Origin of the sequence: Ureibacillus chungkukjangi (genome assembly GCF_044795995.1) — a bacterium.
Taxonomy (GTDB): domain Bacteria; phylum Bacillota; class Bacilli; order Bacillales_A; family Planococcaceae; genus Ureibacillus; species Ureibacillus chungkukjangi.
Window position 1 is genome coordinate 1,356,103 of sequence record NZ_CP085009.1, and the last position, 17,863, is coordinate 1,373,965.

At 38.8% G+C, this 17,863-nt stretch carries 13 protein-coding genes; 11 read left to right on the forward strand and 2 right to left on the reverse strand.

Going from position 1 to position 17,863, the window contains the following annotated elements; all coding sequences use genetic code 11:
• The first annotated feature begins 4 nt into the window (after window positions 1-4).
• From recA to LG296_RS06640, 3 genes are all read left to right on the forward strand, one after another.
• On the forward strand, window positions 5-1,072 hold the full coding sequence (gene recA, locus LG296_RS06630; protein WP_285842036.1) for a recombinase RecA: 1,068 nt from the start codon (window positions 5-7) through the stop codon (window positions 1,070-1,072).
• A gap of 917 nt (window positions 1,073-1,989) precedes the next feature.
• Entirely contained in the window at window positions 1,990-3,549 is a 1,560-nt protein-coding gene (gene rny / locus LG296_RS06635) for a ribonuclease Y (RefSeq protein ID WP_404427696.1), read from the forward strand.
• Window positions 3,550-3,693: 144 nt separating this feature from the next.
• On the forward strand, window positions 3,694-4,215 hold the full coding sequence (locus LG296_RS06640) for a hypothetical protein (RefSeq protein WP_404427697.1): 522 nt from the start codon (window positions 3,694-3,696) through the stop codon (window positions 4,213-4,215).
• A 338-nt stretch (window positions 4,216-4,553) separates the two neighbouring features.
• On the opposite strand, the gene LG296_RS06645 is transcribed toward LG296_RS06640, so the two are convergent.
• Window positions 4,554-5,888 (reverse strand): MFS transporter, encoded by a 1,335-nt coding sequence (locus LG296_RS06645; RefSeq protein WP_404427698.1) that lies wholly within the window; start codon window positions 5,886-5,888, stop codon window positions 4,554-4,556.
• A gap of 20 nt (window positions 5,889-5,908) precedes the next feature.
• A complete protein-coding gene (locus LG296_RS06650) occupies window positions 5,909-7,471 on the reverse strand; it encodes an AMP-binding protein (RefSeq protein WP_404427699.1) in 1,563 nt (520 codons plus the stop codon).
• A 209-nt stretch (window positions 7,472-7,680) separates the two neighbouring features.
• Here LG296_RS06650 and LG296_RS06655 point away from each other — a divergent pair, with 209 nt between their 5' ends.
• From LG296_RS06655 to LG296_RS06690, 8 genes are all read left to right on the forward strand, one after another.
• Window positions 7,681-8,301, forward strand: coding sequence for a TetR/AcrR family transcriptional regulator (locus LG296_RS06655; protein ID WP_404427700.1), 621 nt, complete (start codon window positions 7,681-7,683; stop codon window positions 8,299-8,301).
• Between the two features lie 165 nt (window positions 8,302-8,466).
• The gene (locus LG296_RS06660) at window positions 8,467-10,683 is read left to right on the forward strand and encodes an EAL domain-containing protein (protein WP_404427701.1); all 2,217 of its coding nucleotides are present in this window, start codon (window positions 8,467-8,469) and stop codon (window positions 10,681-10,683) included.
• A 273-nt stretch (window positions 10,684-10,956) separates the two neighbouring features.
• Window positions 10,957-12,678 (forward strand): S-layer homology domain-containing protein, encoded by a 1,722-nt coding sequence (locus tag LG296_RS06665; RefSeq protein WP_404427702.1) that lies wholly within the window; start codon window positions 10,957-10,959, stop codon window positions 12,676-12,678.
• A gap of 149 nt (window positions 12,679-12,827) precedes the next feature.
• A complete protein-coding gene (gene eis / locus LG296_RS06670) occupies window positions 12,828-14,054 on the forward strand; it encodes an enhanced intracellular survival protein Eis (protein WP_251397469.1) in 1,227 nt (408 codons plus the stop codon).
• A gap of 413 nt (window positions 14,055-14,467) precedes the next feature.
• On the forward strand, window positions 14,468-15,238 hold the full coding sequence (locus LG296_RS06675; protein WP_404427703.1) for a hypothetical protein: 771 nt from the start codon (window positions 14,468-14,470) through the stop codon (window positions 15,236-15,238).
• Window positions 15,239-15,340: 102 nt separating this feature from the next.
• The gene (locus tag LG296_RS06680) at window positions 15,341-16,093 is read left to right on the forward strand and encodes a YveK family protein (protein ID WP_404427704.1); all 753 of its coding nucleotides are present in this window, start codon (window positions 15,341-15,343) and stop codon (window positions 16,091-16,093) included.
• On the forward strand, window positions 16,086-16,790 hold the full coding sequence (locus LG296_RS06685; RefSeq protein ID WP_404427705.1) for a CpsD/CapB family tyrosine-protein kinase: 705 nt from the start codon (window positions 16,086-16,088) through the stop codon (window positions 16,788-16,790). Before LG296_RS06680 ends, LG296_RS06685 begins: the two co-directional genes overlap by 8 nt.
• A gap of 81 nt (window positions 16,791-16,871) precedes the next feature.
• A complete protein-coding gene (locus LG296_RS06690) occupies window positions 16,872-17,636 on the forward strand; it encodes a tyrosine-protein phosphatase (RefSeq protein WP_404427706.1) in 765 nt (254 codons plus the stop codon).
• The last annotated feature ends 227 nt before the right edge of the window (window positions 17,637-17,863 follow it).

Consider the following 17,863-nt stretch of genomic DNA (forward strand, 5'->3'; position numbering starts at 1 on the left):
TATTTTGAGTAATGATCGTAAAGCTGCCTTAGATATGGCGTTAAAGCAAATTGAAAAGCAATTCGGTAAAGGCTCTATCATGAAACTTGGTGAGCAATCTGATCGCCAAATGGAGACTTCTTCAAGTGGTTCATTAGCACTTGATGCAGCATTAGGTGTCGGCGGTTACCCAAGAGGTCGTATCGTAGAAATCTACGGTCCAGAATCATCAGGTAAAACAACTGTAGCTCTACATGCCATCGCTGAAATCCAAGCAAACGGCGGACAAGCTGCATTTATCGATGCGGAGCACGCATTAGACCCTGTTTACGCACAAAAATTAGGCGTTAACATCGACGAGCTATTACTTTCTCAGCCAGACACTGGTGAGCAAGCATTAGAAATCGCTGAAGCATTAGTACGTAGTGGTGCAATCGATATCATCGTCATTGACTCAGTTGCAGCCCTAGTACCAAAAGCTGAAATTGAAGGCGAAATGGGTGACTCTCACATGGGTCTACAAGCTCGTTTAATGTCTCAAGCATTACGTAAATTATCAGGTATCATCAACAAATCTAACACACTAGCAATCTTCATCAACCAAGTACGTGAAAAAATCGGTGTTATGTTCGGTAACCCTGAAACAACTACTGGTGGACGTGCCCTTAAATTCTACGCGTCAATTCGTCTAGAAGTACGCCGTGCTGAAACTATCAAGCAAGGCACTGAAATGATTGGTAACAAAACAAAAATTAAAGTCGTGAAAAACAAGGTAGCGCCACCATTCCGTACAGCTGAAGTAGACATCATGTACGGGGAGGGGATTTCTAAAGAAGGTGAAATCGTCGACATCGGTGCAGAGCTAGACATCATCCAAAAAAGTGGCTCATGGTACGCATATGACGGCGAACGCATTGGACAAGGTAGAGAAAATGCAAAAGCCTTCCTTAAAGCAAACCCAGACATCCGCGAAAAAGTATCAAACCAAATCCGTGAATCTTACGGCATGACAGCTAACTCATACACAATCGGCGCCCATGACGAAGAAGAAGAAATGGACAAAGAACTAGCTTCATTACTAGATGAAGAATAAAATCTAAATCCAAACCCACTCCGACTAGTTGGAGTGGGTTTTACTGTGGGAAGAGTGAAGTTAAGAGAGTTGAAAAATTAAAAGCGTTGAAAGTGTTAAAAGAATTGTGAGATTTAGAGATTTAGAGATTTAGAGATTTAGTGTGCTGCAAATTTGATATTTTTAATAAAATTACGCTTCGAAATTTGAAGTGGCTAGATTATTGGGAAAAGTGGCGGGATTTCGACAAAAAGTGGCTAGAATAATTGCAAAAGTGGCTAGATTATCACCCAAAGTGGCTAGATTAACCGCGGAGCCACAAACTAGATTGATTGAAGCAGCTAACTTTGCCTCTACATATCTGCTTTTAACAATCTCTTAAGTAACTAATCTTTTTATCTCTGCTCTTAACAATTCTCTTAAGTCACAAATTTTTTCACTCACCCACCAAACTATTTTCAAAAAACTTAACCGATACAACATTGCTATCTTGCCGATAAAAAAAGTTGTGATTATTCCCATACAGTGCCCATATATACGCAAAATTTCTCGAAAATGAATACTAATCATAGATTTTGACAACAATAGTAAGAAATATCTTATTTATTAGATATTTTGTAATGTATAGTAATTCATTAGACTCTCGCAGGATTTGATGAATTAAATCTAAAGGCTCATAAGTAGATTTTAGACTACTTCAATAAGCTTACATTTTTTAGGGGTAGCTTGTGGGAATCCTTGACATTGCTAGGTTAGAGCTATACAATTAAAATTGTATAATTTCTAAATTTTGAAATGAAATAGGCAGTATGTTGAAAGCGTAAGTTTTGTGAACAATGGAATATCAAATCACAGGGTGAATTTGATATATTGAAAAACTTTAGTCAATATATGGGCCGACTGAAAATGAAACGAATATAGCAAGAGGAGGTGTTCGAATGATGGAATACATTATTATCTCCGCTTTGCTTGGACTCATCGTCGGTGGCGCTGTTATCTATTTGTATATGAAAAAAGTGAACGAATCCAAAGTAAATGGTGCGAAAAATTCAGCTGAGCTAATCATTGATGAAGCTAAGCGAGAAGCGGAAGCGCTGAAGAAGGAAGCACTACTTGAAGCAAAAGATGAAACTCACAAAATTCGAACTGAAGCAGAAAAAGACATCCGCGAACGCCGGGCAGAGCTTCAGAAACAAGAAAACCGGTTATTGCAAAGAGAAGAAAATCTTGATCGCAAGGATGATGCTCTGAATAAGAGAGAATCAGGCTTAGAGCGAAAAGAAGAAGCTCTAACTGAGAGACAACAGCATATTGAACAGATGGAAAGCAAAGTGGAAGAGCTAGTACGCGAACAAACGACAGAGCTTGAACGTATTGCTGCTTTAACTCGCGAAGAAGCGAAGGGAATCATCCTTAAAGAAGTTGAAAACGAACTTTCAACGGATATTGCGGTGATGACGAAAGAAGCAGAAACACGTGCAAAAGAAGATTCTGACAAAAAAGCTCGTGAGATATTATCACTTGCACTACAACGTTTTGCAGCAGATCACGTTGCTGAAACAACCGTATCTGTTGTAAACCTACCGAATGACGAAATGAAGGGCCGTATCATCGGTCGTGAAGGACGTAATATTCGAACACTGGAAACTCTTACTGGAATCGATTTAATCATCGATGATACGCCAGAAGCAGTTATCCTATCTGGTTTCGACCCAATCCGTCGTGAAACAGCGCGTCTTGCACTTGAAAAATTAGTACAAGATGGACGAATCCATCCAGCTCGCATTGAAGAAATGGTGGAAAAATCACGTCGTGAAATGGACGAGCAAATTCGTGAAACGGGAGAACAAACAACGTTCGAAGTTGGAATTCACAATCTGCATCCAGACCTTATGAAAATCCTTGGTCGCATGAAGTATCGTACAAGCTATGGCCAAAACGTATTGAAGCATTCAATCGAAGTGGCACATCTATCAGGACTTCTAGCTGCAGAGCTAGGCGAGGATGTATCATTAGCAAGACGTGCAGGATTACTTCACGATATCGGGAAGGCTATTGACCATGAAGTGGAAGGTAGTCACGTAGAAATCGGTGTAGAGCTTGCCACTAAGTACAAAGAGCATCCTGTTGTTATCAACAGTATCGCTTCTCACCATGGTGACACTGAAGCAACTTCAGTTATTGCCGTAATCGTTGCAGCTGCCGATGCATTATCAGCAGCTAGACCAGGCGCACGTAGCGAAACGCTTGAAAACTACATTCGCCGTCTAGAAAAACTGGAAGAGATTTCAGAAAGCTATGACGGAGTAGAAAAATCATTCGCTATCCAAGCAGGTCGTGAAATCCGTATCATCGTTCAACCAGAGAAAATCGACGATCTTGCTTCACACCGTTTAGCACGCGACATCCGCAAACGTATCGAAGAAGAACTCGACTACCCTGGCCACATCAAAGTAACGGTCATCCGCGAAACACGCTCGGTAGAATACGCTAAATAGAAATTTAACCCCTTTTGACACACTAGTTGTGTTGGAAGGGGTTTTTTATTTTGTGTAGTAACAGTTGTACGCATTTTTCTAAAAACATTGTAAAATGAATATATGTGTTAAAGAAAATAAAGTAAGACCTTAGTGAGGGGTATTATGGAAAAAATGCAAGAAAGGCTTAATTGTTTATTAGAATCGTTTAGAGAAGAGTTTAAAGAAATGTTTGAATTAAAAGAGTTATTTCTAGATGGAGTATGGGTAGAAATCAAGTGTGAAAAAGACATTGATGAGAAAATTAAACATTATTCAAGCCTTTACTTAATAGCAACGGATTGCAAGTTTGATGAAAACCCGTGTAAATTAGTTTATGATGAAAAATACAAAGTAATTTATCGAGGTGAAGGATATAATCCTAAGATTAGAATTAAAAGCCATCTATTTAATAATAGCTATATTGAACAAGGTAAGAAATACGGCTATGAAAAATGTATGAAAGTTGAGCCAGATATAGATGGAATCAATCTAGACGATCCAGTAGAAGGGTATCAAAATTTCAAATGGTACGTTTATCAAATGAAACTGAAAGTAAGTTCCTCTATTAGGAAACAAGCAGAATTAGCATTTGATGATGCTTTTAATACACCTTTGGCTTCTAGAGATCGTAATAAATTAGCATGAAGATAGGTGATTTTATTGTATTTTCAGCTTTAGATTTAATTAATGTACATGTTTTAATCGATGATAGGTTGATTGAGCAGTGTTTTGAGATGAAAAAATGGGCTTGTTTCCACTGACATATACCGACCTAATAAAAACTAGCAATACCCCTAGATACAACTATTTAATTTGTAGAAACATTTCAATTGGAATTAAACTATAAAGAAGACATTGATACGATCAGTTTATCAATGTCTTCTTTACCTTTATAAAGCTATTTATAATTTTTAAAGCTACAGTTTTCGTCCGGAAAACAGCCAAGGAATACACGATATCTTTGCATCTTCAGCCTCCAAATTCTAACTCAACTCAACCGCCTGCTCTTCCTTCACCTCATTATTCAAACTCGTCACCTTATCTTCCACATCATCCTCATACATTGTAACCACGCGTGTATCTGGTGCGAACAAAATTAGCACCAATGATACGATAAGGCTGGCGATCATGAAGCCTCCGAATGCGAATGGGGAGGCGCCGAAGTTTGTGCCCATTGCGGTCCAGATCATTGGGCCGAAGCCGACGATGGCTGCTGCGATTTGGTAGCCGAGTGATAGCCCTGTGTAGCGAACGTTTGCAGGGAATAGCTCGGAGAAAAGTGTTCCTTGGGTTGCGAAAATGGCACCCCATACAAAGCCTAATAATACAATTTGCATTGTGAAGAACCATGTTGTGTTAATTGGGATGGCTATGAAATATGGAATTGTTAGAACAATCATGGCAACCAGCCCGCCAGTATAAATGATTTTACGGCCGATAAAATCGGATAGGTAGCCGACAAGTGGAATAGTAATAATCATTGTTGCACAGCTCAGTGTTAAGCCTAACAATGCAGTGTCTCGCGAGTAGTCCAAATAAGTTGTTGCGTAAACTAAGATAAAGGACATTAAAAATACATTGAAGAAGCCGTCACCTAGCTTTAATCCGATTAAACGGAAAATATCCTTTGAGTTGTATTTAAATACTTCGACAACAGGGATTTTTACAAGCTCGCCTTGCTCCTTCTTTCTTTGGAATTCTGGCGTTTCTTCAATACCACTACGAATCCAAACTGCGATAACAATCAGTACGATACTGAACAAGAAGGGAATTCGCCAGCCCCAAGCCATGAATTGGGCTTCAGTTGTTAGGGCACTAATGATTGTGAAACTGAATGTCCCTAATACTAGTCCAATGGGTACACCTAATTGTGGGACAGAGCCGAAGAATCCACGGATGCCTTTACCTGCCGATTCAGTTGCTAAAAGAACGGCTCCTCCCCATTCACCACCAAGGGCAATCCCTTGCAATAAGCGTAAGATTACTAGCATGGCAGGTGCAATTATTCCGATCTGCGCGTAGGTAGGCAATAGCCCAATCAAGAATGAGCTTCCTCCCATTCCAATTAGTGTGAGCATAAGGGAAGCCTTTCGTCCGATTCGATCTCCCATATGGCCGAAAATGATACTTCCGATTGGTCTTGCTGCATATCCGGCACCAAATGTGGCAAAGGCGATTAAAATCGATACGGCTGGATCATGATTTGGGAAGAAGAGGGATGAGAAAACTAACCCTGTTGCAGTCCCATATAAGTAAAAGTCGTACCATTCGATAATAGATCCTACTAAACTAGCCATTAAAATTTTTGCTTTTTTCATAGAGTACACCTACTTCCGCATTATTTAATCGATAGAGAATTTCTAAGAATATGCTTTTGAATCTTGCCTACTGGTGTACGAGGAAAATCTGCCACGAATTCAATTGAATCGGGCACTTTAAATTTGGCCAATCGAGCTTTACAAAACGCAATCAGTTCTTCCTCTGTCACACTCATCCCCTTATTCAAAATAACAAAAGCTTTAATCGCTTCATCACGCATGTCATCTGGTACTCCGATAACGGCACTTTCAAAGACGGCTAGATGTTGAGTTAAAACGCTTTCAACTTCCTGAGCGGCAACATTTTCACCAGAGCGTTTGATCATATCCTTCACACGGTCAACGAAGTAGAAATAGCCATCCTCACCAACACGGGCATTATCACCGGTCAGCAGCCAGCCATCCTGCAACGTTTCACGAGTGGCTTCTTCATTTTTAAAATATCGTTTCATGACTGTACGACCAGGAATTCCTTTAACAGCAATTTGTCCCACTGCGCCTTGTTCAACCTCGTCGCCATTTTCATCGATGAGCTTTACTTCATAACCAATGCTTGGCCGGCCGATGCTTAGATTTTTCCGAACCCCATTTAATGGATTGATCAAAGGGATCCCCACTGTTTCGGTCATCCCATAAAGCTGCAAGAGTTTCACATCAAACTTATTCTCAAACTCAGTTATCTGATGCTCTGCTATGGATTGTGCGAACATGATTAAACGAATTGGATTGTCCTGATCTGATGAATCATAGTCCTTTGCTAAAATCATTCGAATCGGTGCGGCAAATAAGGAACCAACCGTTGCACCTAAGTTTTTCGCTTGTTTAAAGTAGCGAGAGGCGCTAAATTTCTCTGTTAGCGCGATACTGCCTCCAGTAACGAGTGCTGTCATTGTGGAATAGTATTGTGCATTCCCGTGAAACAGTGGCAGGACGATAAACATCCGGTCCTCCTCGGATACTTGAATGGATTTAGACATTAATTCGCCAGTAAAAATATAATTTGCATTTGTTACTTGAACGCCTTTTGGTTTGGAAGTAGTACCTGATGTGTAAAGCATACCGACCACATCCTCCGTTAACACTTTCGGGAAACGGCTTGTATCGGTAGAAGCATTTTCGATTATATGATCGAAATTTAGTAGTGTAGTAGAGTGATTCTTGAAGCGGGTTAAAAGTATGTGTCGAATCGTAGGTAGTTGGTCCAGCATTCCTTGGAACTTTTCAACATGGTCTTCCTCTGTTATCAGCAAAACAGATTCAGAATGGTTGATGATGTAATTCATTTCATCGCTACTTGACAAAATATTTGTTGGAACCATAATTGCTCCGATATGGGCTAGTGCAAACCAGGTGGTTAAAAATTCGATACTGTTTGGTAAATGGATAGTGACATGATCCCCAGCATGTACCTCCAAATCTAATAAGGCATTACTCAGCTTTAGTACTTCGTCATAAAATTCACGGTAGGTTTTGGTTGTTTGACTCCCCTGTACATCCTCATAAGCTATAAAAACTTTGTCTGGATGCAAGCTTACTTTCTCCTCGAACAGTGAACGAAGCGTTCTATCCCCAATAATGTCCATCGTTATCCTCCTCCCCCAATGAAGAAAACGTTATCATCATCCCGAAACGTTATTTCATAGACTATAGTCTAAATAATAAAACTCGGTAAATTGAATGTCAATACTATTCTGATAATTCAGATTAGTTACCTATAAGTAGATAAATAGTCACAATATAGACTATAGTTTTAACAAATGAACTAATGACTTGAAATGGGGTAGGCTAAGCCATGAAGAAGGGAAGTCGACAATTACAGGCAGAACAAACAAAGCAGCGAATTTTTGAGACAGCATTAAAGCTATTCGAGAAAAAGGGATTTGATCAAGTAACTGTGGACGAAATCGTGCAAAAAAGTAATAGCTCAAAAGGTGCCTTCTATAATCACTTTGATTCAAAATACGGCATCTTTTTAGAGAAATTTACTGAAATAGATACGTTTTATGAAGAGTTTATACAGACCATACCAGAGGAAGCAGCTCTTAAAGAAAAAATTTTAAAATTATTTCAAGGGCAAATGCAATATTTAGAGCATGAAATGGGCAAAGATTTAATGAGAAGTGTTTATACAAACGGGTTAATCGAATCCGAAAATCATTACTTTACGAATACGGATCGTAGCGTCTATAAAATCTTATACGACTTTATTAAGGTTGCGATTGAGCGTGGCGAGTTATTACCAGAAGTGAATAATGAGCAGCTTTCGATGATGATTGCCCGGTGTATGCGCGGAAATTTGTATGATTGGATTGCTTTTGGGAAAGGCTTTGACCTTCAAGAGGAGAGTAAACAATTTATTGATCTATTTATGGAGGGAATATTAAAAAAATATGCCCCCAAGGCAAACGATTAAATCTTCCAAACGCATGGAACCTCTTTCAATAAAAACTAGTCATAAACAATAGAGAACATTCAAAAAAATAAATATAATTAGGTAATTTATGTTATAATGTTAACAATATTATACAAACAATAGTTTGTCGGATTGAACATTTGTTTTGAAGGGAGTGCTAACTACATGGATAGACAGCAGAGGCCACTACCGCCCCATATTAAAGAGTCACATGAACGCTGTGAGACATTTGGAATAGACCTTGAAGCGATTCCGGAGCATAAGTATATTAGTGCACAGGAGCTAAAGGATACATTATTTGACTATCAAAAGCTGTTTGATGTAATTGGTTTTTTTGCCGATCAGCTGTTCCAGATGGTGGACGGGCTACCGTTTATTTTTATCGTAACGGATGACAATTGCGTTATTTTAGATATTCAAGGTGATCCAGAGATTAAACAGGTGATGGAGCTTATTGGTGTAAAGCCTGGTACGAAGTTTATTGAGAGTATCGTTGGGACAAATACAGTAGACCTAGCATTACGGTTAAATGAACCCGTTCAAGTAGTGGGGAGTCAGCACTTTCAGCCGTTTCTTCATGGCAATGCTTGTTATTCAGTGCCCTTCACCTTTGAAGCAAATGGAACAAAACGAGGGACAATTTCCATTGCAACCTTTATAGATTTTCAAAGTCCACTCCTTTTAACCATGTTAAACTCTGTAGTCAATTCGATTGAACGTGAAATCTGCTTAAGAGAAACCAATGCACGGTTAAATATTCTAAACCAAGTCGTTATCGAATCCTCAAAAAACGGGATTATTGAAATAGATAAAACGGGTGAAATTACTGAAATCAACACAAAAGCACAGGAGATGACTGGATGGGAAAAAGGCAATCTCATTGAAGGTACGAGTCGCTTGGGAACCCATCTGAAGGACGTCCTTTTAGGGGAAGATTTAACAGATGTGGAAGTGTGGGTTACAAATGAAAACACCGGTAAAGAAACAGTTACCTTAGTTGATGGAATTCCGCTATACAACGAAGAGGGTAAGCTAACTGCAGCCTTTGGACAAATAAAGGATATAACCGATCGCTTTAAAGTAAACGAACGCTTTAATTATTTAGCCTATCATGATGATCTAACAGGTCTTCCGAATCGTCGAAGCTTCCATGAGAGAGTAAAGGAAAGACTCGAGCTTTTAAAATCAGAGCCGGGAACAATAGCAATATTTTTGTTGGATTTGGACCGCTTTAAATTCATCAATGACACACTAGGGTATGACAAAGGTGACTTTGTACTTGTCGAATTAAGCAAGCGGTTAAAGGATTTCTTACCAGATCATGCGGAGCTTTTCCGTATGGGTGGCGATGAATTTACCATCATTCTAAAAGATTTTGAGAATGCCAAAGAGGTAACTGCCATGGCAGAGGGACTGATTGAAGTATTCAGGCATAGTCTTGAAATCGAAAGCTATGAATTTCAGATGAGTGCAAGCATTGGCATCTCCATTTATCAAAATGGGGAAAGTGAGATTTCCTTGATCCGAAGAGCAGATACTGCTATGTACCAGGCAAAAGAGAATGGCAAAAACCATTTTGTTATGCATGACGCCGATATGGATCATCGTTATTTTGAGAAGCTAAGCTTTGAAAAAGAACTAAAGAATGCGATGGAACAAGAGCATCTGGAGCTGTATTATCAGCCACAGGTAAGTCTTTGCACAAAGGAAATCGTCGGCTTTGAAGCATTAATTCGCTGGAACCATCCTAAATTTGGACTGATACTGCCAAGTGACATTATCCCGTTAGCTGAAGAATTGGGGATTGCGACACTTTTAGGTGAGTTCGTCTTACAAAAGGCCTGTCATCAGCTAAAGGAGTGGTCCAATCGTGGGCTCCCCCCGATGAAAATCGGCATCAATCTTTCACCACAGGATTTCTTAAGTCATACGATTGTTGAAAGTGTCCAAGAAGCCATTACGCACTTCCAAATCGATCCAAGTCTTTTGGAGGTAGAGATTACAGAATCCATGGCCATGGATGTCTCGAATGCCATCTCAATCATGAAGGAACTAAATCAGTTAGGCGTACAAATCGCCATCGATGACTTCGGGAAAGGATTTAGCTCACTCAACTATCTAAAAAACTTCCCGATCAAACGCCTTAAAATCGATCGTTCCTTTGTCAATGACATATTAACCGACCGAAACGACGCTAAAATTATCAGTGCCATCATCCAGCTAGCCCATACACTGAACCTAGAAGTCATCGCTGAAGGGGTCGAAACCGAAGAACAAGCCGATTACCTATGCAGCCTTCAATGCGATGAAGCACAGGGGTATTATTATGGGAAGCCAATGCCGATTGGGAAGGTTGAGGAATTGCTCCTTAGTAGGAAATGAATATTAGCATAACCTAACGAAATACACATAAAATCTAACCTCTTTTGACAAATGGGAAGCTTGTCAAAAGAGGTTTTTTGTCCTATTAAATTGTGAAATTATAGGGAAATATGTATTCTTATGAAGAACATATGATACTATTATCTTTATAAAATTCTATAAATTGTAATATTTTCTAGAAAGAGGTGAAATTTACGTATCTATTTAAAAATTCTTTATGGTATTATTATACATAGATTATTTTTACTATTATGGAAATAGGAGGTAAGACAGGTGAAAAAAGTAACAAAGAAAAAATTATTTAACTTAGCGATCGCTTCAGCATTGGCGACAGGCGCGGTTGTTGCAGCAGTACCTTCTAGTTCTGAAGCAGCAGCTCTATCCTTTAAAGACCTTGATAAATCTAATTCTCACTATTCTACTATTATGAATTTAGTAGACCGAGGTATTATAAAAGGGTATGAGGATGGAACATTTAAGCCAGGACAAGCTTTAAGTCGTCAGCATGCCGCATTGATTCTTGCGAAGGTGCTAGATTTAAATACAAAAAGCGTGAATGATCCTAATTTTAAGGATGTACCAAAATCCCACCCGTACTATGCAGAAATAGCGGCATTAGCAAACAGTGGAATCATTAAAGGTTTCCCAGATAAGACTTTTGGTACTACTAAAACGTTGACTCGCGGACAGATGGCAGTCATTCTAACAAATGCTTATAACCTTCAAGCGGGTGATGAAAAAGCACCATTTAAAGACCTTGCAGGTAACCCGTATATTGAACAAATTTCTGCTCTTTATGCAAATCAGGTTACTACTGGTACAACACCAACGACATTTTCTCCAGCATCCTCTGTAACACGTGGGCAATTTGCTACATTCGTAGTGAAATCAGAAGAAGCCATTAAGGTGGAAAAAGTTCTATCTATTAAGGCTGGACAACTAATCACAAACAAAGGTATCTATGCTATTGAAGGTGATTTGACAAAGGTATTTAATAGTAAAAATGCTGCGGCTCTAAAGAATTCGGTGGTAGATTTTAAGTTTGCTAATGTAACTTCACCAACAGCAGCTCTAAACACTGTTGCAGAAACAACTTCAGCAGCATTGAAAATCGTTGGGATTGATTCTCTTACTCTAGTAGCGCCAAATGCAGTATTCGATGCAAGCGGCTATTCAATCTCAAAGGTTTCTGTAAATGGAAATAATGTTGAACTGAAAAACGTAGTAGCTGAAGAATTATCTGTTGGGGCAAACGTTCAGCTAAGCCTTCAAGGTGTCACATTAAAAACTCTAGTAGTGACAGGTAATGCAAAGCTTACATTAGACGCTAGCTCTAAGGTTGAAAAACTGGAAGTACCAAAAGGCTCAAAGCTAACTGATATCATTACGAACTACGAGCAAGTAAAGGATGCTATTAAAGAAGTTATAGAAGTAGATGAAGATGGCAATGAAACGCCAGTGAATCCAGATCCGGGAACACCACCAGGACCAGGACCAGGACCTAATCCTGATCCGGGACCAGGTCCATCTACAATTGAACCAACAGTTGATGAACTGATCCGAGTAGGCTTGAGTGAATATCTATATTCACTTGATGGGTATGTTGAACCGTCACTTAATGCAACGTCAAATACAATATCACTAAGAATTGTAGAGGATACTACAATAAGTGATGTTCGTGAAAAATTAGTTGAAATTGATAATACTCCAGGCAAAATCGCCAGCATAATTGCAAATCCTGCTTTAGCTGACTATAACCCTGGTACAGTATATGATGCATTGTCTTCGATTACTTTTAATAATAAACAATATACAAAAGCTGACTTATTAGACCCTGCTAAAAAGACGGGATTCATCGAAGAATTAGATGCTTTTGTAGATACTAATAAAGACGGTGCAACCAATATTAGTGAGCTAGTTGGCGAATCTACAACAGTAACCTTCAATTTTAGTGGCTATAGTTCAATAACTTATACATTTACAATTACAGACTAAAAAAATTGTATTTAAAAGCTTGGAGAAAGCATCTCCAAGCTTTTCTTTTCCCCTCTCACCTGCATAAAAGTGGTTTTCTTGTGAAAAATATGGATGACGAAGAATAAACTATAAATAGGCACTAAAAAACTAACAATCAGGTGATAATTATGAATCCAAGAAAAGGGCTAGTGATGCGGGAGATACGGATGGATGAAATGGGGAAGTCCATTGATCTGTTGAATTATGTGTTTCAAATGTCCATGTCCATCAAGAAGGATCGACGGTTTGTCAGTGAGAAGAGCAGGCAGTTTCACGTTGGGCATGCGGTGGGGTGGTTTGATGGTGACCACCTTGTATCGCAAATCCTTAGTCTTCCGTTCCAAGTGAATATTTACGGTGTGCCCTATGAAATGGGGGGAATCACGGCAATCGGAACCTACCCGGAATACTCCAAGCAGGGGCTGATGGACAAACTTATCAAAGAGACGCTCACGGTGATGCGCAGCGAACAGCGCTATATTTCCTACCTGTTCCCATTCTCGATTCCTTACTATCGCAAAAAGGGCTGGGAGATTATGTCTGACATAGTGGAATTCCAGGTGAAGGATACCCAGTTCCCCAATTATATGGAGCTACCTGGCCAAATTCGTCGTGTTGATACTCGGGCAGTGGACGTTGTGAGCATTTACGAGCAATATGCCTCTCGCACACATGGCGCCATGATTCGAAATACCATCGCGTGGAATGAAAAATTTCACGAGGACTTCTGGGAAGAAAAGTTCGTGGATACCGATGTGCAGCTTCAAGCAGCCGTTTACTACAACGAAGACAACGAACCACAGGGCTATATCTACTATCGTATCATGGAAGAAAATTTCTACATCGATGAAATCGTTTACCTTCAAGAAGAGGCAAGAAAGGGACTTTGGAATTTCGTCTCTGCCCACAAATCCATGGTCTATAATGCCTACGGGAAAACGGCTGGGAACGAACCGGTTGCATTCTTACTGGAGGACAGTGAGATTATTCAAAAGGTCTCTCCTTACTTCATGGCAAGAATCGTGGACGTGGAAAAATTCCTAGAAACCTATCCCTTCGACGAACCCAAATTCCACATTCGTTTTACAGTAACCGATCGCCTAGTCGAATGGAATAACGGCACCTACGACATCAAATCAGAGGATTGGAAGGTCAAAATCACAAAACTCGAAGAAAACGACCGAGAAGACATCACTGTAAAAATGTCGATCCAAACCTTAACGACTATGCTTTTGGGCTACAAACGTCCTAAATATTTGGAGAAAATCGAACGGGTGAAGGGTACGGGAGATACAGTAGCGGTGTTGGAGGATATTCTACCTGTGGGGATACCTACCTTCATAGATTACTTTTAAACTAAAAAAACGTAGTCCAAAATACGTAGGGCTGCGTTTTTAAATTGTCACAATGTGAGAACTTTGTGTCAAATCGAAATTTATTTTAATAGAAAACGCTACCATAAATTGATAGACTACATAAATAATGTAAAATATACATAAATTATGTAAAATAACTAGATATACCAAATTAAACCATGCTATATTATTTTAAGTATAAAGAAGTAAGAAAAAGGATGATTAATAGGTCAGTTTTACCTCTATATTTTACCACTATTTAACAGTTTACCATTTTAAAGTAAGATTTAAAGAAAAAATACCTATAAATCTCTGGGAATTTGTAAAAAATAATATACTCATAATCTGTAAAATTTGCTATATTTATACATAATGTATTACGAAATAATCAGAAAACTATTAAAGGAGCTCTTATGAAGAAAAAGATAAAGAAAAAAATCAAGAAAAGACATAAGTGGAAATATATATTACTATCCATCGTATTACTTCTACTTGTCGTAGGAGGATATACCCTCTATATCTTTAAGTTTAAAACCTATGATGTAGCTGATCCTGAAATAGAGAAAATAACAGAGGAAAACTATACGCTCAATCTACCAGATGGCACTGAATTAGTCATCGATGGAAACGGCAAAGTTGTAGAAGAGCAAACGAAGCTGCCTGTAGCTGTTACTGGGACAAACAATCAGAGTGAAAGCTCTTCAGTAGGTGACTCACAGGGAGTCAAGGAAACTAACACAGCTTCAAGTCAGCAAGGAAACACTAATAACAGCACAGCACCTTCTACTGGAGCTGCTAAAACACCTACCACCAATACAAAAACAGAAAAACCAACCGTTGCAGAGATTAAAAGTAAATATAAACCAACACTAGAAGCCCTAGAAGCACAAGCAAGTGGAAAGATTAACGGACTTGTCTCTCAGGCAAAGGCCGAATATCAAAAGAAAAAAGCAAATGGGGAAAAAATTAGTGTTGCATACTTCTATCAAAAGTATATGGGAGCAGCAACAGCGCTTGAAGGAAGCACAGACGCAGTATTTGACAGTGTGATGGCGATTGTGGAGACAGATTTTGTTGTTAATGGCTATAGCCCTTCTTATGGAGATAGTTTCCGTTCAGAGTATGCAGCTACAAAGGAAAGACTTCGCAAAAGTTTATACGATAAGGCAATGAGCAGTCTATAAGGCATTAAAGTTCTCCATGGATTGGCTTGAATAACAAATAGACTAGTGGAATTCGGTAAAAAATGATGCTATAAAATACGTCAACCCGGGAGAGTGGCAGAAATGGAAGAAACAATTAGCTTACAGGACATATTTAAAATTATAAAAAAACGACTCTATTTAATAGTCTCGCTAACTATGATTGCAGGTATTATTGCAGCAATTATAAGCTATTTTGTCTTAACACCTGTATACCAGGCTTCAACACAAATTCTCGTAAACCAACAAAAAACACAAGTCGAGCAAATCCAAACTCAGGATATTCAAGCAAACCTGCAGCTCATCAATACGTACAATGTCATTATTAAAAGTCCAGCTATTTTAGAGCAAGTAATTGAACGCCTGGATTTAGAACTGACTCCTTCACAGTTATCCGAAAAAATTACGGTTTCCAATGCAAGTGATTCCCAGGTCATCAGTGTCAGCGTTGAGGATGAACAGCACTTTAAGGCTGTGGATATTGCAAATACAGTAGCTGAGGTATTCCAAGAGGAAATCCCGGTATTAATGAATATCAATAACGTTAATATTCTATCTCCAGCAGTTCATTTGGAATTTCCTAGTCATGTAAAACCGAACGAGCTAATGAATATTGCAATTGCAGCAGTTATCGGTGTCATGCTTGGTGTAGGGTTAGCTTTCTTACTTGAGTATTTAGATACAACTGTAAGATCAGAACAGGATGTGGAGGACCTATTAGGCTTGCCGATTCTTGGAATTGTGAGCCCGTTCCCTGAGGAAGAAATCGAAAAAGATAAAAAATCAGCAAAAGGTGAGCTAAGTCGCAGTGGAAATAGGAGGGAGAAGCTTGTTTAAGCACAAACGAAAAAAACATTCCTTGGCGAGAAAGCTTATCTTCAAGGAAAATCCAAAATCGATTATTTCAGAGCAATATAGAACGATTCGAACAAACATTAACTTTTCCATGCCGGATCGTGACTTTAAAACAATCCTTGTGACATCAGCTGGGCCAGGGGAAGGGAAATCGACATCCTCTGCCAATCTTGCAGGTATCTATGCTCAAGAAGGAAAGCGAATTATTTTAGTCGATGCAGACATGAGAAAACCAACAACACACTATACCTTTAAACTAACGAATAGCTACGGCTTATCTGGAGTCTTAACAAGACAATGCGAATTGAATGATGCCATTCAAAAAACAGATATCGAAGGGCTATTTGTACTACCAAGTGGAGCAATTCCTCCAAATCCGGCAGAATTACTCGATTCAAATCGCATGAATCAGCTAATCTCTGAATTACAGGAGCAATTTGATTTAATCATTTTCGATACACCACCAGTACTTTCTGTAACAGATTCACAAATTCTGTCCAATAAATGTGATGCAACAATTCTAGTCATCAACTCTGGATTTACGCCGAAAGAGACGGCTGTAAAAGCAAAAGAAACACTCATCCAGTCTAAGGCAAATGTAATTGGTGTCATTCTAAATAACTTCATTTTAGAAAAGGACCACTATTATTACTACCAGTACTATGGTGACGCGAAATAGGGTAATGAAATAGTTTACTAAGAGGTACCAAAGCTATGAGAATAGGTACCTCTTTAAAATACTTAAAGTAGGTGTAGAAAAATGATAGACATGCATAGTCATATTTTGTTTAATGTGGACGATGGACCGAAAAGCTTCAATGAGGCCATTGAAATGCTTGAAGTCGCTTCAAAAGAAGGAATTACCGAAATTATTTCTACATCCCATACACAGCATCCATCCTATAATGTACTAGCGAGTAAGGTAACAGAACAGGTTGCCCAGCTACAAGATGAACTAAATAAGCAACAAATCCCACTGACCATCCACCTGGGTCACGAGGTTCGTCTTTGTGAACAAATAATAGAGTTAGTAAGAGAAAAGCAGATTCTAACCTTAGCAGATTCTCAATTTTTACTACTAGAGCTTCCATCTAGTCATATCCCAAATTATACAAAAAACATTATTCAAGAATTATTAAAAGAAGATATTACCCCAATTATTGCCCATCCAGAAAGAAATAAGGCCATAGCAGAAAAACCCGAGCGTCTTGAGAGGCTTATTAGAGAAGGGGCAGCTGCACAGCTAACAGCGGGAAGTATTGCAGGTCATTTTGGACGTGGTGTACAAAAAACGTCTATGGAGTTAGTAAAAGCGAACCTCGTCCATACCTATGGATCAGATGCCCATAATCTATCAACAAGACCTTTCTTGTTCGAAAAGGGACTTTCCTACCTGGAGAAGCATAAGCAAATCGAGTCGGTTGACTTTTTTTTAGAGAATAATGGGCGGATTCTTGAGAAAAAACCATTACTAATGTATGAGCCAGACCTTCAAATTAAGAAAAAATGGTGGAGCTTTGCCTAACGAGTAGTCATATATTCTTACAGGATTTCATCGTAAATGTAAACAAATTGTAAAATCGGTACTTTTTATTTAGTTATTTTACAAAAACGACTTCCCATCTTCCAAATTAATGGTATAATTGTTTCAAAATAACCCATTTACTGTAAAGTTTGGAATTTATATCTAAAATTTAACGCATCTAAATTTCACTTAAATAATTGGAGTCCTGTTATCAAAGTAAAAGTTAT